This window comes from Paracoccus laeviglucosivorans, from assembly GCF_900182695.1.
GTDB lineage: Bacteria > Pseudomonadota > Alphaproteobacteria > Rhodobacterales > Rhodobacteraceae > Paracoccus > Paracoccus laeviglucosivorans.
Window position 1 is genome coordinate 156,761 of the sequence record NZ_FXTK01000005.1, and the last position, 21,363, is coordinate 178,123.

At 63.7% G+C, this 21,363-nt stretch carries 17 protein-coding genes and 1 other RNA gene; 10 read left to right on the plus strand and 8 right to left on the minus strand.

From position 1 onward, the window contains the following. Positions 1-26 precede the first annotated feature (26 nt). Positions 27-389: a HesB/IscA family protein gene (locus FN835_RS08140; protein WP_142662718.1), complete on the minus strand. Its 363-nt coding sequence runs from the start codon at positions 387-389 to the stop codon at positions 27-29. A 189-nt stretch (positions 390-578) separates the two neighbouring features. Here FN835_RS08140 and rpsD point away from each other — a divergent pair, with 189 nt between their 5' ends. Then, the gene (gene rpsD, locus FN835_RS08145; protein WP_142662719.1) at positions 579-1,199 is read left to right on the plus strand and encodes a 30S ribosomal protein S4; all 621 of its coding nucleotides are present in this window, start codon (positions 579-581) and stop codon (positions 1,197-1,199) included. Positions 1,200-1,361: 162 nt separating this feature from the next. Then, a complete protein-coding gene (locus FN835_RS08155) occupies positions 1,362-2,165 on the plus strand; it encodes a hypothetical protein (protein ID WP_246098678.1) in 804 nt (267 codons plus the stop codon). On the opposite strand, the gene FN835_RS08160 is transcribed toward FN835_RS08155, so the two are convergent. Both FN835_RS08160 and acnA read right to left on the minus strand, forming a co-directional pair. Beyond that, complete coding sequence (locus FN835_RS08160; RefSeq protein ID WP_142662721.1) at positions 2,162-2,707, minus strand: putative glycolipid-binding domain-containing protein; 546 nt, start codon at positions 2,705-2,707, stop codon at positions 2,162-2,164. The two genes, FN835_RS08155 and FN835_RS08160, sit on opposite strands and share 4 nt — an antisense overlap. Before the next feature lie 69 nt (positions 2,708-2,776). Beyond that, the gene (acnA, locus tag FN835_RS08165; protein WP_142662722.1) at positions 2,777-5,548 is read right to left on the minus strand and encodes an aconitate hydratase AcnA; all 2,772 of its coding nucleotides are present in this window, start codon (positions 5,546-5,548) and stop codon (positions 2,777-2,779) included. Positions 5,549-5,833: 285 nt separating this feature from the next. On the opposite strand from acnA, the gene FN835_RS08170 reads away from it, so the two are divergent. The 5 genes from FN835_RS08170 to FN835_RS08190 all read left to right on the plus strand — a co-directional run bounded on the left by FN835_RS08170 (position 5,834) and on the right by FN835_RS08190 (position 12,389). Beyond that, the gene (locus tag FN835_RS08170; protein ID WP_246098679.1) at positions 5,834-6,988 is read left to right on the plus strand and encodes a DUF1223 domain-containing protein; all 1,155 of its coding nucleotides are present in this window, start codon (positions 5,834-5,836) and stop codon (positions 6,986-6,988) included. Positions 6,989-7,060: 72 nt separating this feature from the next. Further along, positions 7,061-7,663, plus strand: a complete 603-nt coding sequence (locus FN835_RS08175; RefSeq protein WP_142662723.1) for an inner membrane-spanning protein YciB — start codon at positions 7,061-7,063, stop codon at positions 7,661-7,663. A 63-nt stretch (positions 7,664-7,726) separates the two neighbouring features. Further along, positions 7,727-8,902, plus strand: a complete 1,176-nt coding sequence (gene metZ, locus FN835_RS08180; protein ID WP_142662724.1) for an O-succinylhomoserine sulfhydrylase — start codon at positions 7,727-7,729, stop codon at positions 8,900-8,902. Next, entirely contained in the window at positions 8,871-9,938 is a 1,068-nt protein-coding gene (gene folE2 / locus FN835_RS08185; protein WP_425467463.1) for a GTP cyclohydrolase FolE2, read from the plus strand. Before metZ ends, folE2 begins: the two co-directional genes overlap by 32 nt. A 60-nt stretch (positions 9,939-9,998) precedes the next feature. Continuing rightward, a complete protein-coding gene (locus FN835_RS08190; RefSeq protein WP_142662726.1) occupies positions 9,999-12,389 on the plus strand; it encodes an ATP-dependent helicase in 2,391 nt (796 codons plus the stop codon). Here FN835_RS08190 and FN835_RS08195 read toward each other — a convergent pair. Beyond that, positions 12,386-13,225: an SDR family oxidoreductase gene (locus tag FN835_RS08195; protein ID WP_142662727.1), complete on the minus strand. Its 840-nt coding sequence runs from the start codon at positions 13,223-13,225 to the stop codon at positions 12,386-12,388. The genes FN835_RS08190 and FN835_RS08195 overlap by 4 nt on opposite strands. 115 nt (positions 13,226-13,340) lie before the next feature. Here FN835_RS08195 and FN835_RS08200 point away from each other — a divergent pair, with 115 nt between their 5' ends. The 3 genes from FN835_RS08200 to rpmG all read left to right on the plus strand — a co-directional run bounded on the left by FN835_RS08200 (position 13,341) and on the right by rpmG (position 14,388). Further along, positions 13,341-13,670 carry a winged helix-turn-helix transcriptional regulator gene (locus FN835_RS08200; RefSeq protein ID WP_142662853.1) on the plus strand — a complete coding sequence of 110 codons (330 nt, stop codon included), beginning with the start codon at positions 13,341-13,343 and terminating at the stop codon, positions 13,668-13,670. 34 nt (positions 13,671-13,704) lie between these two features. Beyond that, positions 13,705-14,078: RNase P RNA component class A (gene rnpB / locus FN835_RS08205), an RNA gene on the plus strand. 142 nt (positions 14,079-14,220) lie between these two features. Further along, positions 14,221-14,388: a 50S ribosomal protein L33 gene (gene rpmG / locus FN835_RS08210; protein ID WP_101752137.1), complete on the plus strand. Its 168-nt coding sequence runs from the start codon at positions 14,221-14,223 to the stop codon at positions 14,386-14,388. A gap of 69 nt (positions 14,389-14,457) precedes the next feature. Here the strand turns inward: rpmG and FN835_RS08215 are convergent, their stop codons facing one another. The 4 genes from FN835_RS08215 to FN835_RS08230 are packed head-to-tail and all read right to left on the minus strand — an operon-like array spanning position 14,458 to position 21,355. Beyond that, the gene (locus FN835_RS08215; protein ID WP_142662728.1) at positions 14,458-17,697 is read right to left on the minus strand and encodes an error-prone DNA polymerase; all 3,240 of its coding nucleotides are present in this window, start codon (positions 17,695-17,697) and stop codon (positions 14,458-14,460) included. After that, positions 17,697-19,205, minus strand: coding sequence for a Y-family DNA polymerase (locus FN835_RS08220; RefSeq protein WP_142662729.1), 1,509 nt, complete (start codon positions 19,203-19,205; stop codon positions 17,697-17,699). The genes FN835_RS08215 and FN835_RS08220 overlap by 1 nt, the downstream gene beginning before the upstream one ends. Further along, positions 19,120-19,782 carry a hypothetical protein gene (locus FN835_RS08225; RefSeq protein ID WP_142662730.1) on the minus strand — a complete coding sequence of 221 codons (663 nt, stop codon included), beginning with the start codon at positions 19,780-19,782 and terminating at the stop codon, positions 19,120-19,122. Before FN835_RS08225 ends, FN835_RS08220 begins: the two co-directional genes overlap by 86 nt. 55 nt (positions 19,783-19,837) lie before the next feature. Then, a complete protein-coding gene (locus tag FN835_RS08230) occupies positions 19,838-21,355 on the minus strand; it encodes an alginate O-acetyltransferase AlgX-related protein (protein WP_185958613.1) in 1,518 nt (505 codons plus the stop codon). Between the last annotated feature and the right edge of the window lie 8 nt (positions 21,356-21,363).

Here is a 21,363-nt window from a genome sequence, read left to right on the forward strand (position 1 = left end):
GTGTGCGCTAACGTGTGAAAAAAGCCTTAGGCTTTGGCACCGGGCAGGGCGAAGCTGACCGATTCACCGCAACCGCAAGCATCGGTCACGTTCGGATTGCGGAATTTGAAGCCCGATTCCAGCATGCCGTTTTCGTAGTCGATTTCCGTGCCGAACAGATACATCTGCGCGGTGGGCGCGATCAGCACCCGTGCGTCGCCCTGTTCGACGACCTCATCACCCGGCGATGCGGTCTGGGCCAGTTCCATCGTATATTCCATACCTGCGCAGCCGCCCTTTTTCAGGCCGATGCGCAGCCCGCTTGCGGACTTGGATGCCATCAGCCGCGCGATGTGCTTTTCAGCGGCGGGGGTGATGGTGACGGGTGACTTGCCGGGGATCGCAAACATCGCGGGCCTTCCTTGTTCTGTCCCCCCTATTTAAGGGCATCGGGCCCGCCGCTCAAGGGGTGCTTGACACGGGCGGCAACGCAGCTATAAGCGCCGCTTCACTGGTGTTGGTGGACCCCGCAAGGGGAACCCTGTCAGGCTTCGGCCAGAGGACAACGCCCTTCGACAACTTAAAGAAGGAGATCAGCCGTGACCAAACGCACGTCTGCCAAGTACAAAATTGACCGCCGCATGGGCGAAAACATCTGGGGCCGCGCCAAGTCGCCGCTGAACAAGCGCGAATACGGTCCGGGCCAGCACGGCCAGCGCCGCAAGGGCAAACTGTCCGACTTCGGCACCCAGCTGCGCGCCAAGCAAAAACTCAAAGGTTACTACGGCGACCTGACGGAAAAGCAATTCCGCCGCATCTATGCCGAAGCCGAGCGCGTCAAGGGCGACACCGGTGAAAACCTGGTTGGCCTGCTGGAGCGCCGCCTGGACGCCGTTGTCTACCGCGCGAAATTCGTCGCCACCATCTTTGCCGCACGCCAGTTCGTGAACCACGGCCATATCGAGGTGAACGGCCAGCGCGTGAACATCGCGTCCTACCGCGTCAAAGAAGGCGATGTCATCTCGATCCGTGAGCGTTCGCGTCAACTGGCCGTCGTGCTGGAAGCCGTCGCCCTGACCGAGCGTGACGTTCCCGACTATCTGGAAGTCGACCACAACAAGATGACCGCGTCCTTCGTTCGCACCCCGGCTCTGGGCGATGTTCCCTATGCCGTGCAGATGGAACCGAACCTGGTCGTCGAATTCTACGCGAAGAACTGATCCTTTTCGGTTCTTGCAGCGATCCGGGCCGTCCCTTTCGGGGCGGCCTTTTTCGTTCATGTGCCCCGCCCGCATCACAATGGCCGGAGGTTGTGTCGTGGCGGATTGAAACCGGCACGGCATTTCGGCTTTTAGTGCCAAGATTCGATTTCGGGGGATGCGATGCGGGCAAGATCGGCGCTTCTAGTGGTGGCCATGATGGCGGGGCTGGCCGGTCCGGTCACGGCGCAGGATACTGTGCCGCCCGCGCCGCTGCTTGAACTGGCCGCGCCCGAGACGGTCGCGCCCGACGCTACCCCCGAGCCAGCCGAGGCAGTTGCCCCCGAACCCGCGCCGGAAACACCTGCGCCTGACGCCGCCATGCCCGAAGTCGCGCCAGATGTCGCCCCGGCCCAGGAAGCGGCCGCGCCCACCGGCAAATCCGCGCGGGATGAGCGGCTGTGGACCTGCGAAACCTCGATCGCGGGTGCCCGGACCGAGATCAAATATGTCCGCGACGATGAATTCCGCGCGAATGTCGGGCGGATGGAAAAGAACTTCTCGGGCTGGGGCAAGATTTCCTGCCCCGGCTATGTCACCCTGCGCGAGATTTTGCGCCGCAACGCCATGGGCGACGATGGCAGCTATTGCCTGCTGTGGGACAGCCAGAACGACACCTATATCGGGGCGCAGCAGGGGCCGCGCAAAAACAATGCGGTCTGTCGCAAGACGTTCTGCGAGCGTGTGAACAGCACCCGCGCAGCCACTTTCCGCAACGCCAATGCGATGGCGGTGGCAGGCTACGACGCGATCACGCAGCGGCCCGGTGCGGCGGTTTTGGCCGCGACCTCCGGTTCCATGGTCGGCACGCTTGAGGCGGCGGGGGCAGCGGCAATGGGCGTGGCCGCATCGCCCGTGGCCGTGGGTTCGATGGTCATCGGATCAGCCGCCGTGGGCGGGACGATGTGGTATTGCTCGGAAGGCTAAAGCCTGCGGAACAGCTGCGGATAGTCCAGCACCAGGCCGTCCGCATCGACGTGAAGTTCGGCGCTGAAGTCGTTGCTTTCATAGCGGTATAGATCGCGTTCCAGTCGCGTGTAGTGCTGTAACATACGCCGTGCCTGAAACTTCGGGAATTCGCCCGGTAAGGGGACATAGGCCGCGCGGATGTCGGCGGTCTGGCCGATGTCCAGCCCCAACCGCAGGATCGGCAGGGTGTTCGTCACGGGCGACATGCCCAGATCGACATCTATGCATCCAGCCAAAGCGGGCAGGGAACTGCCGTCGCGCAGGTCGTGCCAATGGCCCAGACCGTCCGAATGCAGATGCAGGCGCGGGCCGCTGGTCAGCCACACCAAGACCTCGCGCGTGCGGAAATGCGCGTCGGTCGTGACCAGATAAAAGCCGCCATCGCCGCTTTCGCGAATGCCCGCGACCACGCCCGACAAGCGCAGGCCCGTGCTGTCGCGATCAAGCTGGCAATGCTCGATCCCCGTGCCGTTCGCATCCTGCCAGCGCACAACTGTCATCTGGAACCTCCAGCCAGCCCAATGAAAAAGGCCCCGGAGAGTTCCGGGGCCGTTGTGATTTTCAGGCGGTCAGGCTTTCGCAAGGTTGCGCAGCACGTAATGCAGCACGCCGCCGTTCTCCAGGTATTCGATCTCGACCTCGGTATCGACGCGGGCTTTCAGCTGGATCACCTTTTCCGTGCCATCGGCGTATTTGATGGTGCAGGGAACCAGCGAAAGCGGCTTGAAGTCCCCTTCCAGCCCGTCGATTGAGATCACCTCGTCGCCTTTCAGGTCCAGCGTCTTGCGGTTGTCGCCGCCGGTGAATTCGAACGGCACGACGCCCATGCCCACAAGGTTCGAGCGGTGGATACGCTCGAACGACTCGGCGATCACAGCCTTGACGCCTAGAAGGTTGGTGCCCTTGGCCGCCCAGTCGCGCGACGAACCCGCGCCGTATTCGATGCCGCCGATCACGACCAGCGGAATGCCTGCCGCCTTATAGGCCATGGCCGCGTCATAGATCGCCGCCTGTTCACCGTCCGGGCCTTTGGAAAAGCCGCCTTCGACGCCGTCCAGCATCTCGTTCTTGATGCGGATATTGGCGAACGTGCCGCGCATCATGATTTCGTGGTTGCCGCGACGCGAGCCGTAGCTGTTGAAATCCTTGGGCGCGACCTGCCGTTCGGTCAGATAGACGCCTGCCGGGGTTGTCGGCTTGAACGAACCAGCGGGCGAGATGTGGTCGGTGGTGATCATGTCGCCCAGCAGCGCCAGCACGCGGGCGCCGTGGATGTTGTGGATCTCGCCCTTTTCCGCCGACATGCCCTGGAAGTAAGGCGGGTTCTGGATGTAGGTCGAAGATGCCGGCCAGTCATAGGTTTCGCTATCGGTGATCTCGACCGCCTGCCAGCGTTCGTCGCCCTTGAAAACGTCCGCATATTTCGTCTGGAACATTTCGCGCGTGACGATGGTATCGACCAGTTCCGCCACCTCTTTCGAGCTGGGCCACAGGTCTTTCAGGAAGACCGGCTTGCCCTCGGCGGTGTGGGCCAGCGGTTCGGTGGTCAGGTCGATGTTCATGTCGCCCGCGATGGCATAGGCTACTACCAGCGGCGGCGAGGCCAGATAGTTCGCGCGCACGTCAGGGCTGATCCGGCCTTCGAAGTTGCGGTTGCCCGACAGGACCGACACCGCGACAAGATCGTTTTCGTTGATAGACTTCGAGATTTCGGGCTGCAGCGGACCCGAGTTCCCGATGCAGGTCGTGCAGCCGAAGCCGACAAGGTTGAACCCAAGTGCGTCCAGATCCTCTTGCAGGTTCGCCGCTTCAAGGTATTCGGCAACCACCTGCGATCCAGGCGCAAGCGAGGTCTTGACCCAAGGCTTGCGCGTCAGGCCAAGCGCACGCGCCTTGCGCGCCACCAGCCCGGCGGCCATCAGCACATAGGGGTTCGAGGTGTTGGTGCATGAGGTAATCGAGGCGATCACGATTGATCCGTCATGTAGCTGATAGGTTTCGCCATCGACTGCGCCGGATTTATAGCCTTCGTGATGGCCGGGCAGCTCACCTTCGGCGGGGGCGCCGCCTTCGCCGTTCCAGCGTTTCAGCGATTCGCGGGTGGGTTCGGCCAGCTTGCGCGTGCCGCTGATATATTTCGCGAACTCAAAGGCCGAATCGGTCAGTGCGACGTGATCCTGCGGACGTTTCGGGCCCGAAATCGCCGGGACCACCGTGCCCTGATCCAGTTCCAGCGTCGAGGTATAAACTGGCGCGTAATCCTGCGTCCGCCAGAAGCCGTTCTGCTTGGCATAAGCCTCGACCAGCGCGATGCGGGTTTCCTCGCGGCCCGTTTGGCGCAGATAGCGCAGGGTTTCGTCGTCGATGGGGAAAAAGCCGCAGGTCGCGCCATATTCGGGCGCCATGTTGGCGATGGTGGCGCGATCGGCCAGCGGCATGTGGTCCAGACCTTCGCCGTAGAATTCGACGAATTTGCCGACCACGCCATGCTTGCGCAGCATCTGCACAACCTTCAGCACAAGGTCGGTCGCCGTGACGCCTTCGCGCAGCGCGCCGGTGATCTTGAAGCCCACGACCTCGGGGATCAGCATCGAGATCGGCTGACCCAGCATCGCGGCCTCGGCCTCGATCCCGCCGACGCCCCAGCCAAGGACGGCTAGGCCGTTGACCATGGTGGTGTGGCTGTCGGTGCCGACCAGCGTATCGGGATAGGCGACTTCGGCGCCGGTCTGATCCTTGTCGGTCCAGACGGTCTGGGCCAGATATTCAAGGTTCACCTGATGGCAGATGCCGGTTCCCGGCGGCACGACGCGGAAATTGTTGAACGCATTCTGCCCCCATTTCAGGAAGGTATAGCGTTCAAGGTTACGTTCGTATTCCAGTTCCACGTTGCGCTGGAACGCACGGGGATTGCCGAATTCGTCGATCATCACCGAATGGTCGATGACCAGATCGACCGGGTTCAGCGGGTTGATCTTTTGTGCATCGCCACCCCGCGATTTGATGCCATCGCGCATTGCGGCAAGGTCCACCACTGCGGGCACGCCGGTAAAGTCCTGCATCAGCACGCGGGCAGGGCGATAGGCGATCTCGCGCGGGTTCTGGCCGCCTTGCACGGCCCATTCGGCGAATGCCTTGATGTCGTCCACGCTGACGGTGCGGCCGTTATCCTCGAACCGCAGCAGGTTCTCCAAGACGACTTTCAGCGAGGCAGGAAGCCGCGAGAAATCACCCAGTCCCGCCTCGGTCGCGGCATCGATCGAGTAATAGGCGATGGAGGAACCACCCACGTCAAGCTGACGGCGCGTCTTGGCGGTGTCGGTTCCGGTTACGATGGTCATGACTCGGCTCCCAATTCTTGGAAAAAAAGGTGGCTGATTGGCATCTTCGCCCTGTCATTTGATCCTTTTCAGGCAGGGGTTCAAGGGCAGGGCGTAAATGGTATGCGATGGTATGCAGATTTTTCTGCACCTGCATGATGTGTGTTTCAGGCAACGATCACATGACGGGAACGGCCTGCTAACAAAGCATTGATTTGTTCCCTTGGCGGCGTGGGCGTTAGGTGATGCGGATCGAAAATTTCGGGAATAAGCAGACTCATGGCTTCTCGCTTGGCAGTTGGATACATGCAGGTTGGGCATGGAACGCAAGGATCATCGCGCGGCGCGGTCCTTGGGTTCCGTCTTGCCGCATCGGTCCTGATTGCGGGGCTGATGATGGGGCAGGCCGCACTGGCACAGGACATGCAGGTCGGCGGGCAGGCCGCGCCCCTGTCTGCCGATCCGGGAATGCCGCTGTCGCATATGGATCCCGGCGTCGAAAGCCCGGTGCCGTTGGACGAACCCGTGGGCGTCTCGGTCCTGCCTGCGCAGGGTTCGGACATATCGGCCAGCACGGCGACTGCCGATGCTGCCCCCGGCGGCGAAGATGTGGGCCTGATCGAGGCGCCTGACGGCGATCCCGGTTTTGCCGCCGATGCAATGACCGAAGGCGAAGCCGATCCGTTTGCAAACACCCCCTTTGCCGAGGGGCCGGGGGTTGCATCCTTTGCCGAACGCCGCACCGCGCAAAGCCGCGCCCGCATGTTCGGCCCGATCGGTCATCCCCCCGTGGTGGTTGAGCTTTTCACCTCTCAGGGCTGTTCGTCCTGTCCGCCCGCCGATCAGATGCTGGCGGAACTGGCCGAGCGCGACGACATTCTGGCGCTGTCGTGGCATGTGGATTACTGGGATTATCTGGGTTGGGCGGATGAATTCGCGAACCCGGCCTTTACCCGGCGTCAGCAGGCCTATGCCCATGCGTGGGGCGAACGTGGGATCTATACGCCGCAGATGGTCGTGGGCGGCACCGATACGCTGATCGCCCTGCGCCCGGCGGAACTGATGTCGCTGCTGGAAACCCAGATGGCCCGTCCGGCCCCGGTGCTGGTCACGGCAAGCCAGCACGATGCCGATTACCAGATCGAGCTGACCCCGCGCGCCCAGATCCGCAGCCGCGTCGCGATTTTGCTGGTGCGTTATGCGCCTGAACGCAGCGTGACGATCAAGGCGGGCGAAAATCGCGGCGTCGCGGTGAATTATCGCAACGTGGTTCTGGCCGTGGACCGGATCGGCGAATGGGATGGGCGCGCGCCCTTGCGCATGACCGTCAAGGCGGATGCGCAAAGCGGCGACGCCTTCCCGGCCGATACGCGCCACGCCATTCTGGCGCAGGCCATGGGGCGCGGGCATGAAAAGACGGCGGCGACCGGGCCGATCCTTGCTGCGATCCGGCTGGACTGACCCAGCGAACGGGCTGGACTGGGGCCGCGCGCTGCGCCAGACAGGCCAAGCGATGAACCCGGAGGCCATGCGATGACCCAGACGAAAAAGATCAACCCGCTGCTGAAGGCCGCTTTGGAATTCGGGCCTTTGATCCTGTTCTTTGTCGTCTTCATGCGGTTGCGCGACAAGACGGTGGCCATCGGCGGCACGGAATATTCCGGTTTCATCGTGGCCACGCTGGTCTTTATCCCGGTGCTGATCCTCAGCACGCTGGCGCTGTGGCGGCTGACGGGCAAGCTTGCGCCCATGCAGATCGCCACGCTGGTTCTGGTGATCGTCTTCGGCGGTCTGTCCGTCTGGCTGAACGATCCGCGCTTTTTCAAGATGAAGCCCACGCTGATCTATCTGCTGTTCGCGGGTGCGCTGGGGATCAGTCTGGCCCTGCGCCGCAACTGGCTGCAACTGGTCATGTCCGAGGCGCTGCCGATGTCCGCCGAAGGCTGGCGCATCCTGACCCAGCGGCTGGTCGGGCTATTCCTTGGCCTTGCCCTTGCCAATGAGGTCGTCTGGCGCAGCATGTCGGAAACGGCTTGGGTCAATTTCAAGACCTTTGGCCTGCCTGCGGTCATGGTCGTGTTTTTCGTCCTGAACGCCAAGCTGTTTGAGCGTCACGCCCTGCCCAAGGACGAATGACGGCCCCTTGCACGCCTGCGCGCGCAGGAGTAACCCGGCCTGACCCATTCAATGAGGCCCGCTATGTCTGACAAAGCCCTGCATCCGCGCACCCGCGCCGTCCATCACGGCATCCGCCGCAGCCAATATGGCGAGATGGCCGAGGCGCTGTTCATGACGCAGGGCTTTGCCTATGACAATTCGGAACAGGCCGAAGCCCGCTTCATCAAGACTGGACCCGACGAATTCATCTATGCCCGCTATGGCAACCCCACCTCGCGCATGTTCGAGGATCGGATCGCCAATCTGGAAGGCACCGAGGACGCATTTGCCACGGCCTCGGGGATGGCTGCGGTGAACGGCGCGCTGATGTGTTTCGCCAAGCCCGGCGATCACATCGTGTCGTCCAGGGCGTTGTTCGGTTCCTGCCTGTACGTGCTGGACGTGCTGGCCCGCTTCGGGGTCGAAATCAGCTATGTCGATGGCACCGATCTGGATCAATGGCAGGCCGCGATCCGGCCCGACACCAAGGCCGTGTTCTTTGAATCCGTGTCGAACCCCACGCTTGAGATCGTGGACATCGCGGGCGTGGCCAAGCTGGCCCATGCGGTCGGCGCGCTGGTCATCGTCGATAACGTCTTTGCCACGCCGGTCTATTCCCGTGCGGTAGAGCAGGGGGCGGATGTCGTCGTCTATTCCTCGACCAAGCATATCGACGGGGCGGGGCGTTGCCTTGGCGGCGTGATCTGCGGCACGCGCGAATTCGTGCGTGAGGTGGCCGAGCCCTATCTGAAACATACCGGCGCGGCGATCAGCCCCTTCAACGCATGGATCATGCTGAACGGGCTGACGACGCTGGACCTGCGCGTGCGCGCCCAGTCGGACACCGCGCTGACGCTTGCCACGGCGCTGCAGGATCAGCCCGGCGTTTCGCGCGTCATCTATCCGGGTCTTGCCAGCCATGCCCAGCACGATCTGGCGATGCGCCAGATGGGTGCGGGCGGCACGATGGTCGCGGTCGATCTGGGCAGCAAGGAAGCCGCCTTTGCCGCGATGGACCGGATGCGGATCTTCCTGATCTCGAACAACCTTGGCGACGCGAAATCCATCGTGACCCATCCCTCGACCACGACCCATTCGCGTCTGGCCGAGGAGGTTCGTCTGGGCCTGGGTATCACGCCGGGTCTGCTGCGCCTGTCCATCGGGCTGGAACATGCCGACGATCTGATTGCAGATATTCGTCAGGCGATGGCCGGGTAAGCGCGTCCCCCTTTCTTTTCGGGGCAACAATCCCCAGATTGTGCCCCGACCTGCTTTGGGGGAGATGACCATGACCGAAGCCCGCCCCGTCGCGACCGAACGCGCCTATCCGGCGCTGTCGCGCGAATACCCTGCGGATTTCCGCGTCGATGACAGCTACAAGGCCAGCTTGCCGGATCTGCAGAACGGTCCGGCCAGCCTGATCGTCGGTGCGCGCGCGCCGATCCAGCATGTCGGCATCTCGAATTTCCGGCTGCCTTTGCGTTACCGGATGCCCGATGGTGGCGACATCACGCTGGAAACCAGCGTCACCGGAACTGTCAGCCTTGATGCCGACCGCAAGGGCATCAACATGAGCCGGATCATGCGCTCATTCTACGCTCATGCGGAAAAGCAGTTTTCGATGGGAGTGCTGGAAGCCGCGCTTGAGGATTACAAGACCGATCTGGATAGCTTCGACGCGCGCATTCAGATGCGGATCAGCTATCCGATGCGGGTGGAATCGCTACGCTCGGGTCTGACGGGCTGGCAATATTACGACATCGCGCTGGAACTGGTGGAACGTGCCGGGCAGCGGCTGCGGATCATGCATTTCGACTATGTATATAGCTCGACCTGCCCCTGTTCGCTGGAATTGTCCGAACATGCCCGCCAGATGCGCGGACAGTTGGCGACGCCACATTCGCAGCGCTCGATCGCGCGGATTTCCGTGGTCATGCAAGGCGATACGCTGTGGTTTGAAGATATGGTCGAACTGTGCCGCCGCGCTGTCGCGACCGAAACGCAGGTGATGGTCAAGCGCGAGGATGAACAGGCCTTCGCCGAATTGAACGCCGCCAACCCCATCTTTGTCGAGGATGCCGTGCGTGCCTTTGCCGAGCAATTGCTGGCCGAGCCGCGCATCGGCGATTTCCGCGTGGTGGCCAGCCATCAGGAATCGCTGCATTCACATGATGCGGTTTCGGTGATGACGCAGGGCGAGACGTTTGCCCATGCCAGCCTTGATCCTGCAATCTTTGCGGGCCTGCGGGCTTGATCCGGAACAAGGCGTGAACATGGGCTTTCCCCCTCGCGCCGCAGGGGCTATGCTGACGCCATGAGCGATTTCGACGATCAGGACGCCTTCGAGGCTGCTACCGCGCCCGTGCCCCTTTCGCAGCGGGCCATGTCGGCGCGGCCCACGCCCTATCTGGATGGGCTGAACGATGCGCAGCGCGCCGCCGTGCTGGCGCTGGACGGCCCGGTCCTGCTGCTGGCGGGCGCGGGGACGGGTAAGACGCGGGCGCTGACCACGCGCATCGCGCATCTGCTGACCTTGGGCAAGGCGCGGCCCGGCCAGATCCTTGCCGTGACCTTTACCAACAAAGCCGCGCGCGAGATGAAGGACCGCATCGGCCGCCTGCTGGGCGAGATGGTCGAGGGGATGCCGTGGCTGGGCACCTTCCACAGCATCAGCGTCAAGATCCTGCGCCGCCATGCCGAATTGGTGGGCGATGCCACGCTGCATCTGAAGCCCAGCTTCACCATTCTGGACACCGACGACCAGATCCGTCTGCTGAAGCAGCTGATCGCGGCGGAAAACATCGACGAAAAGCGCTGGCCCGCGCGGCAATTGGCGGGCCTGATCGACGGCTGGAAGAACCGCTGCGTCACGCCTGCGACCCTGCCCAAGGGCGAGGAACGCGCCTATGACGGCCATGGCGGCAAGCTTTACGCGGCCTATCAGCGCCGCCTGCTGGAACTGAACGCCGTCGATTTCGGTGACCTGCTGATGCATTGCGTCACCATCTTTCAGGCGCATCCCGATGTGCTGAAACAATGGCAGGACCGCTTCCGCTATATCCTTGTCGACGAATATCAGGACACCAACGTCGCGCAGTATATGTGGCTGCGCTTGTTGGCACGGGCGCATCGCAACATCTGCTGCGTGGGCGATGACGACCAGTCGATCTATGGCTGGCGCGGGGCCGAAGTGGGCAACATCCTGCGGTTCGAAACCGATTTCCCCGGCGCGCAGGTGATCCGGCTGGAACAGAACTACCGCTCGACCCCGCATATTCTTGCGGCAGCCTCGGGTCTGATCGCGGCCAACAAGGGGCGGTTGGGCAAGACGCTGTGGACCGACGCCGTGGGCGGCGAACCCGTGCGCCTGATCGGCCATTGGGACAGCGAGGCCGAGGCGCGCTGGATCGGCGAAGAAATCGAAAGCTTCCAGGGCGGTCACCGCCGCAGCATTGGCAAGCGCAGCCTGAACGACATCGCGATCCTTGTCCGCGCCTCGCACCAGATGCGCGCGTTCGAGGACCGGTTTATGACCATCGGCCTGCCATATCGTGTGATCGGCGGGCCGCGCTTCTATGAACGGCAGGAAATCCGCGACGCGATGGCCTATTTCCGGCTGGCCGTCAGCCCCGCCGACGATCTGGCGTTTGAGCGGGTGGTGAACGTGCCCAAGCGCGGTCTTGGTGACAAGGCGGTGCAGACCATCCAGCGCGAAGCGCGAGACCGGGGGCTGTCACTGCTGGAAGGTGCGGCCTCGGTCGTGGCGACCGCAGGTATCGGCGGCAAGGGCGGCGCGGCGCTGCGCCAGTTCACGCAAAGCATGGGCCGCTGGCATGCCGACGCCATCGATGATCGCGTGAACCATGTCGAACTGGCCGAGCGGATTCTGGACGAATCCGGCTATACGACCATGTGGCAGAATGACAAGAATCCCGACGCTCCGGGGCGGCTGGACAACTTGAAAGAATTGATAAAGGCGCTGGAAGAATTTGAAAACCTGCAAGGTTTTCTGGAACACGTCGCGCTGGTCATGGATACCGACAAGGGCGAGCAGGAAGAACAGGTCAGCATCATGACCCTGCACGCCGCCAAGGGTCTGGAATACCCCATCGTCTTCCTGCCAGGGTGGGAGGACGGTTTGTTCCCCAGCCAGCGCAGCATGGACGAATCCGGCCTGAAGGGCCTGGAGGAAGAGCGGCGCCTTGGCTATGTCGGCATCACGCGCGGCGAGGAATTGGTGACCATCACCTTTGCCGGAAACCGCCGCATGTATGGGCAATGGCAATCCAGCCTGCCGTCGCGCTTTATCGACGAATTGCCCGAGGAACATGTCGAGGTGCTGACGCCCCCCGGCCTTTACGGCGGCGGTTTCGGTGCGGCGGCACAGCCCTTTGCGCAGACGCAGATGCATGACCGCGCGGCCAAGGCGGATGTCTACAACTCGCCCGGCTGGAAGCGGATGCAGGAACGCACCGCGCAACGATCCGCCCCGGTGCATCGCGTCCCGGTGACGATCGACGCGGAACCGGCGGCCCGCTATTCGGTGGGCGACCGGGTGTTTCACCAGAAATTCGGCAATGGCACGATCCAGGGCATCGCCGAAGATACGCTGACCGTCGAGTTCCCCACGGGCTTCAAGACGATCAAGGCGGGCTATGTGCAGCCCGCCTCGGACGCTGGTGGCCTGGACGATGTGCCGTTCTAAAGCGCGGCCTTGACGGTCTCTGCCAACGAGGTCGTCGGGCGACCGATCAGGCGCGACAGGGTGTGGCTGTCATCGTAAAGCGCGCCTTGCGAGGCGCCCACGTCCCAGCTTGCGATGGCGGCGGCAAGCCCTTCGGGCAGGCCGAAACCGGCCAGCGCCCCGGCATATTCCGCCTCGGGCAGGTCGTTATAGGCGACGGGCTTGCCCGATTGCGCCGCTATCTCGGCGGCCAGATCGGCCAGCGTCCATGCCTCATCCGCGGCCAGCTCATAGGTCTTGCCCGCATGGCCGTCGCTGGTCAGCACAATGGCAGCCGCCTCGGCATAGTCCTTGCGCGGTGCGCCGGACACGCGCCCATCGCCGACCGAACCGATCAGCGCGCCATGTTCCAGCGCGGCGGACAGGGCGCCCAGATAATTCTCGGTATACCAACCATTGCGCAGGATGGTGTGGGGGATGCCTGCGCCCTCCAGCATCGCCTCGGTCGCCAGATGTTCATCGGCCAGCGACAGGGGCGAGCGGTCGGCGTGCAGCAGGCTGGTATAGACGATTTCCTTGACGCCCGCGTCCCGCGCAGCCTCGATCACGGCGCGGTGCTGCGCGGCACGCTTGCCGACCTCGGAGGATGAGATCAACAGCAGCTTGTCCACGCCTGCCAGCGCGGTCGCCAGCGTCTCGGGCACGTCATAGTCGAAGGCGCGGGTGGTCACGCCCAGATCGACCTTGGCCGGGTTGCGGGCCAGCGCGATGATTTCTCCCTCGGGCAGCCGTTTGCGCAGGGCTGCGATGACAAGCTGGCCAAGCTGGCCGGTGGCTCCGGTGATTGCGATGGTCATGGTATCTCTCCGATAACTCTTGTGAGGAGGAAGATACGCGCCTAACTTACGATTAGTAAGAACGCACAGGAATGTTAGTGTGAAAAATCCTGCCGAATGCCTGCGGGGCAATGTGATGGCTGCGGAATGCCCGTCGCGCGATGTGCTGCGGCGGCTGACCGGGCGCTGGGGGATGCTGGTGCTGGTGGTGCTGGCGGACGGCCCGCACCGCTTTAGCGCGCTGCGTAAACGCATCGGTGGCGTCAGCGAACGGATGCTGGCCCAGACCCTGCAAGGGTTGGAGGGGGACGGCATGGTGAAGCGTCACGATTTCCACACCGTGCCGCCGCATGTCGAATACGCCCTGACCCCTCTGGGCGTCGAGGCGGCCGAGCGGGTCCACGCGCTGCTGGGCTGGATCGAAGGCGCGCTGCCCCGGATCGCGGAAAACTGGGCGGACGCTTGACCCTGCGCCACGCCCGGCCTATCTGGCCCCACACGCGGATGGCCGGATGACCGCGGCGGGGTAACCTGTCGAGGAAAGTCCGGACTCCATGAAGGCACGGTGCCGGGTAACGCCCGGCGGGGGCAACCCCAGGGAAAGCGCAACAGAGAACAGACCGCCCGCGCATCCGCGCAGGTAAGGGTGAAACGGTGGGGTAAGAGCCCACCGCGGGACTGGCAACAGGACCGGCATGGCAAGCCCCACCGGGAGCAACGCCGAATAGGGACCGCGCGCCGCAAGGCAGGGCTGCTTTCGCCCCAGCAGGTCCGGGTTGGCAGCTAGATCCCGTCAGCAATGGCGGGACCAGAGGAATGGTCATCGAAGGGGGCGACCCCGGAACAAAATCCGGCTTACAGGCCATCCGCGTGTTTATGGCCGTATCGCTGGCACAGATTGGGGAAAACCGGGTGATTCCCGGTTGACTTCGGCCTTGTGACAGTTAAAAGGCGGCTTCCAAGAGATTCCACGGGGTTCGCAAGAAGGCGTCTTTCCCCGCAGCAGGAGCAAGACAATGGCGAAGCCGACCACGATCAAGATCCGCCTGAACTCGAGCGCCGGGACCGGGCACTTCTACGTTACCAAGAAGAACGCCCGCACGATGACCGAAAAGATGACGGTCAACAAGTACGACCCGGTTGTGCGCAAGCATGTCGAGTACAAAGAAGGCAAGATCAAGTAAGATCTGCCTTTTCGGGACATCTACCGAAGCCGCGCCCCGCAAAAGGCGCGGTTTTCGCATATCTGTCGGCTAGTGGAAATCACGCGAACGCGGCACGATTCGGGCATCGCGTGGATGGGCCGCGCGCGGGGCTGACAGCCGCCCTTCGGGGGCATCGCCAGACAGGCGCAGCAATGCGTCCGAACGATCCTCGATGCGATGCGCGACGACATGGGTGACGCCTTCGGCGCGCTGCACCTCGCCATGGACCACCATCAGGCGGGCGGTCATGGCAACGCGGCGGAAGGCGTTGAAGGTCTTTTCCCACAGCACAAGATTGGCGACGCCGGTTTCATCCTCCAGCGTGATGAAGCAGACGCCCTTGGCGCTGCCGGGGCGCTGACGGATCAGCACCAGCCCCGCCATGCGCAGCCGCGTCTTGCCCGGCAAATCGTCCAGCCCCTTGGCCGAAACATAGCCCTGCCGCGCCATGCTGGGCCGCAGGAAGGCCATGGGATGGCGTTTCAGCGACAGGCGCAGGGTCTGGTAATCGGCGGTCACATGCTCGCATAGCGGCATCCGGGGCAGGGTGATGGTGGGCTCCTCGCCCTCGTCTTCGGTGCGAAACAGCGGCAGATCGGGGGCATCACGCAGGGCGCGCGCCTGCCACAGCCCGGCACGGCGGTCCATATCCATCGAGCGCAGCGCATCCGCCGCCGCGATCAGCCGGACGGCGCGGGCATCCAGCCGGGCGCGGGTTTTCAGGTCGGCCAGATCAGAGAACGGATCGCTGGCGGCAGCTTCGATCCGCAGGGCCGACGGCTTGGGCAGCCCCTCGATCTGGCGCAGGCCCAGCCGCAGGGCGAAGCCTTTGCCCAAGGGTTGCAGCGTATTGTCCCATGCGCTGAAATTCACATCGACCGGCAGGACGGTCACGTCATGTTCCCGCGCATCCCGCACGATCTGGGCGGGGGCGTAAAAGCCCATGGGCTGGCTGTTCAGCAGCGCCGCCGCGAAGGCCGCCGGATAGTGGCATTTCAAATAGGCCGAGACATAGGCCAGATGCGCAAACGCCGCCGCATGGCTTTCGGGAAAGCCGTAATCGCCAAAGCCCTTGATCTGGTTGAAGCAGCGTTCGGCGAAAACCGGATCATAGCCACGGGCGATCATGCGCCCGACCATCTTGTCCTGAAGTTGGCCGATGGTGCCACGAGAGCGGAAGGTGGCCATCGCCTTGCGGAGCTCGTCCAGTTCCTTGGCATCGAACTTTGCTGCCTCCATGGCGATCTTCATCGCCTGTTCCTGAAAAATCGGAACGCCATATGTGCGGCGAAGGACGTTTTCCAATTCGTCCGGCGGACCGAATTCGGGTCCGGGCCGGGGATAATCGACCGTCTCGGCCTTCGACCGCCGCCGCAGATAGGGATGCACCATATTCCCCTGGATCGGGCCGGGGCGGACGATAGCGACCTGAATCACCAGATCGTATTTTTCCTTGGGTTTAAGGCGGGGCAGCATGTTCATCTGCGCCCGGCTTTCGACCTGAAACGTGCCGATGCTGTCGCCCCGGCACAGCATCTCGTAAGTCTCGGCGTCGTCATTGTTGAAATCCTCCAGCGTCAGGCTGTCGCCGTGATGCGCCCGGATCAGGTCGAAGCATTTGCGGATGCAGGTCAGCATTCCCAAGGCCAGCACATCGACTTTCAGAATAGCCAATGCGTCGATGTCGTCCTTGTCCCATTCAATGAAGCTGCGGTCCGGCATGGCGGCATTGCCGATGGGCACGGTTTCGGACAGCGGACCTTGGGTCAGGATGAAGCCGCCGACATGCTGCGAGAGGTGGCGAGGCATACCGATCATTTCTTCGGCCAGTTTGACGGCCAGCGCCATGACCGGATCGTGCAGGTCGATACCGGCCTGGTCAGGATGGGCCGCGGACATGTCATGGCCCCAGCTGCCCCATACGGTATTGGCAAGCGCCGAGGTCACATCCTCGGACAGGCCCATGACCTTGCCGACCTCGCGGATGGCGCTGCGGGGGCGGTAATGGATGACGGTGGCGCAAAGCCCGGCGCGGTGGCGGCCATATTTGGCGTAGATATGCTGGATGACCTCCTCGCGCCGCTCATGTTCGAAATCGACGTCGATGTCTGGCGGCTCGGTGCGGTTTTCGCTGATGAAGCGTTCGAACAGCAGGTTGCCGCCATCGGGATCGACCGGAGTGATCCCAAGCATGAAGCAGACGGCCGAATTCGCCGCCGAGCCGCGACCCTGGCACAGGATGCCTTGGCCGCGCGCATAGGCCACGATGTCGTGGATGGTCAGGAAATAGGTCGGGAAGCCCTTATTGGCGATGATCCGCAATTCCTTGCGCAACTGGGCATGAATGGCGGGCGGAATCTGCGAGGCATAGCGCTGATGCGCGTAGCGCCAGGTCAATGTCCGCAGATGCCGTTCCGGCGTCATCCCCTCGGGCACGGTTTCGTTCGGATATTCGTATTTCAGATCCTCCAGCGAAAACCGGCAGCTGTCGGCAATCTCGCGCGTGGCGCGCAGGGCGTGGGGCCATTCGGCGAACAGCTCGACCATCTCGGCGGGGGATTTCAGGTGGCGCTCGGCGTTCTGGGCCAGCAGGTGGCCTGCGCGGGCGATGGTCGTGCCTTCACGGATGCAGGTCATCACGTCCTGCAGTGGGCGGCGGTCCGGGATGTGGTAATGCACGTCGTTCGTTGCGACGATGGACAGGCCCAAGGCGCGGGAGGCGCGGTCAAGACGGTTGATCCGGGCCCGGTCGTCGCTGCGATACAGCCAGCTTGCGGCGACATGGGACAGCTGCGGCAGGCGGGCGGCCAGCATTGGCAAATCCGCCGGATCGCCCGGCAGCCAGATCAGGCGCAACCCTTGGGCATGGGCGGCCAGATCGTCCAGCGACAGATCGCAGGCGCCCTTTTTCTGCCACGCGCCGCCCAGATCGTGCCGTCGCCCTTTGGTGATCAGCGCCGACAGCCGTCCGTAAGCCGCCCGGTCGGTCGGATAGGCCAGAAACGCCGTCCCATCCGCCAGCACAATCCGCGCCCCGATCACCGGGCGCAGGTGCAATTGCCTGCCCGCTGCGTGCAATTTGACGACGCCGGCAAGGCTGTTGATGTCGGCAATCCCCAAAGCGTCATGGCCCAGCAGATGCGCGGCCAGCGCCAGTTCATCGGGTTTCGAGGCTCCGTGCAGAAAGCTGTAGGCGGTGGTCACGCCCAGCTCGACATAGGGCGCAGGGGGATTGGGGGCCGCGACATCAGGCAGTTTCAGCGCGACTTTGGGATGGCTGTCGGGCATCAGGCGAAAATCCCGTGCAGGAACCAGCGGGGCGTGCCGCCGCGTCCGTCATGGACCAGCCCTTCGCGGTAAATCCACAGGCGCAGGCCCGAGGGGTCTTCGACGCGGAAATAATCGCGCAGCCGCGTGCCGGGGCGGTCGCGCCACCATTCCGGCGCGATACGCTCAGGCCCGGCATAGCGGGCGACGCGCAGGGTCTGGCGGCGCCAACTGAATTGCGCGGGCGGCCCTTCGGGAATGGCGTAAAGGACGCGGATTTCTTCGGGCGGGGTCAGCAGGCGCAGGGGGCGGTCGGGGCGCGCATCGGGAACGGGCGTCTGGCCCAGCGGCGGGGCGGGCGTTTCGCTGCGTTCGGGGATGTGGCTTTCCACGGCTTCGGGGCGATGGATCGCCGCTGCCCCGAAGCGCGCGGTCAGGCGGTCGATCAGGCGGGCCAGCTCCAACCCCTCGGACCTGGCATCAAGGTCGGGCTGGGCGTCGGGCAAGGCCTCGACCGCCTCGGCCGTCAGTTGCAGCAGGTCAAAGCCGAAGCCGGGATCCAGCCCGTCCAGCTTGCCCTGAAACAGCCGCAGCAGATGCGCGGCTTCGCGCGATGGGCTGGCGATGCGCAGATGCGTGTCGCGCCGTTCGCCATCTACGCGAAAGATCGACAGGCGCAGGCGGCGGCAGCCCTGCGCCTTGGCGGCAAGCTGGGTGCAAAGATCGGCGATCAGTTGGGGCAGCCAATCGGTCGGGTCCATCACCGGCTCGGCCAGCCGCGTCTGGGCCATGAAACGGGGGGCGGGGTCGGGGGCGTCCAGCGGCTCGGCCAGATGGCCCAGCATCTGGTCAAGACGCAGCAGCGGGTTTTCCGGCAGATCCGCGCGGGCAAAGCGGCGCATCAGCGACAGGCGCGGGATAGCGGCAAGATCGCCGATGGTCTTTAGCCCCAACCGCCGCATCAGCAGCAGCGTGGGGCCGTCCAGCCGCAGCCCGGCGACCGGCAGAGGCGCCAGATCGCTTTGCAGATCATGGCAGATCACGCGCCCCGCCCCGAACCGCGCCAAGGCCCACGCGGCCCCCCGCGTCGGCGCAATGGCCAGCGCCGCTGTCAGTCCCGCCCGTGCCAGACGGCCCTGCATATCGGCCAGCATCGCGTCTTCGCCGCCGAACAGGTGATCGGCCCCGGTCGTGTCGATCAGCAGGCCGTCGGCCCTGTCAGGCGCGCTCCACGGTCCCCAGCGGCGGCACCAAAAGGCCAGACGCGCCAGACAAGCGGCATCCCCCGGCAGATCGGCATCCTCGATCCGCAAGGTCGGACAGACGGCGCGCATATCGGTCACCCGCGCGCCCGACCGTGCGCCCGCCAGCGCGGCGGCCCGGTTCAGCCCGTGGATCACCGGGCCGTGCGGGCCGGGTGCGGCCAAGGCCAACGGCACGTCGTCAGGCCACGCCACGGTCTGCTTGCGCTGCCAATTCTCGATCGCCAGTCCAGGCAACCAGATCGAGACGATCCGCCGCCCGGTCATGTCGCCCCTCCCATATCGACGGGGGGGTGCCACGGGCGCGAAACAGCTCGGCCCGCCAGCGCGGATCGCCGGGGGCCTGCGGATCGTCCGGGTCGATGGCCGAGGGCAGCGCACCGATCCGCCAGCGCATCCGCGCCGCACTGGCATCGGCGGCGGGGGCAGCATGACGGATCAGCCAGCAGGGCAGACCGCCGCGTTCCGCACGCAGGGCAAGCCTGCGGCTGGCGGTAAAGTTCAGGGCATTCGGCGCACCGTGGATTTCCCCCACCACCGCGGCAAGGGCATGGCTTTGCAGCCCATCCTCCAGCGCGCTGAGCACATCTGCGGGGCGCGTCAGGTCCAGCCGGATCAGCGCCCGTCCCATGCCGGGCAGAAAGGGCGCGCCATGTTCGATGCGGCTTAGCCGGTCCTGTGCCCAAAGCACCTGACCCAAGGGCAGGGCGGCCCGGACGAATCCAATCACCGCACCGTCCAGAGGGCGCAGTCCGAAAGCTTCGGACAGAATGGGCGCTGTCAGCGATGGGGCAGGCGTTCGCCCAAAAGGCGCCACCCCCTGCGGGAAAGGGTTTGCGGTCATGTCGATTGTTCCTGATTTGTTCTTATTCTTGCAGGAACGATTCGTCAATTCGCCGTCAGGGCTCATCCATGGGGACGTGGAAATCGTCGATGGGCAGCTTTTTCACGAAACGCTCGGCGATTTCGGTGATGACGATCTGCGGGCGGATACGGGCGATGAAGTCATAATCAAGACTGGTGGACCAGACGAAATGCACTTCGCGATAGGTTTCGGCCAGCATCGCGGTCAGCAGATGCGGGCGGAATTCGCTGAAGGAATCGCCGAACAGCACCACGGTCTCGGGCCGCGCGGTGGGGGATTCGTTCAGCGTGCGGATATGGCAACCGACAAAGCGAGGCGTGCCCTTGGCGAACCCCTCGGCCTCGTTATAGCGCACCATCTCGTTGTCGCCCACGCGGCGGGCATGGCGCAGGACCGGCAGAAAGCGGGCGTTTTCTTGGATGGGGGGCTGGAATTTGTTGCCAAGGTCCAGCACCATCTCTCGGGCGGGGCGGCTATGCGTGGGAAACACCTGCGGCGTGACGTCCAGCGATGCGCAAAGCCGCTGATAAGCGATCAGGCAGCCCTCATGGTTCCAATGCGTGTCGGTCTTGTAAAAGATCGGCTGTGCGGCGGTGCCACGACGCAGATCGTTAAGGATGTCCAGATTGAAATGCGCATCGACCAGAGCAGCAATCTGGCGGACGGGATGGCGATCAGGATGGGGCAGCGATCGCGGCAGGTGATCGCGATAGACTGAGATTTTGTCGGGTACGGTCAGATGCCTATAGGTCGCCCCAAGCGCCGCGATCCGCGTCCGCCGCGTGTTCAGCAAGTCTGCCCAGTCTTGCGCATCACGATCGGTGAAATAGCCTGAATCGGTGTAATAGCGATGCACGTCGTTCGAGCCGCTCCATAGAAACAGCCAGCCATCCTTGCCGACCATTACGCCGTTTTCAACGGTGCCGGGCGGAGGGCCGTTCCATGCGGGTGCTTGTTCGGGCGGGGTATCTGCTGTCAAACCCAGCTTGGCCAGCAAGGGCTGAAGCCGGTCCGGATTGCCTGCCCATTCTTCGTGCTGCAACGAAATGCAGCTTTGCGGATGCTGTTCGGCATAGCTGCGGAAACTGGCCTGAGCCCGTCGGATCGCCGAAATGTCGGGATTGCCATCAGCCGGCAAATCATCGGGATCGCGGGTCTGAAAGATCAGCAATGCGCCGGGGAAATAGGTGCGCAGAAAATCGAGATATTCGAAAAGCTGCGGCTCTGGCATCAGGTGGCGCGTTTCCGAAAAACCAGTAAGCCGCGTGCCTGTTGGCGGTGTCAGGACGTGGTGCACGAAACCGGAAACGGTCTGGGCTATGAATTCCTCGATCTGCATCCGGTCTGCGCCGTGCCAAGGCGATCCCGATGCGGCGGCGGTATCGGCAAAACGCTGGCTGGCTTGCAGGTTTGCGGCCATGCGCGACAGTGAAAACAGGGCACCGGCATTGGCCCCGCGAATGCAGGTGCCAGACTGACGGTTCAGATACTCCTGCAACGGACCTGCACCGCCATGCATATGAGAGATAATGAATGCATAAGTGTATGTCATGGGGCGGC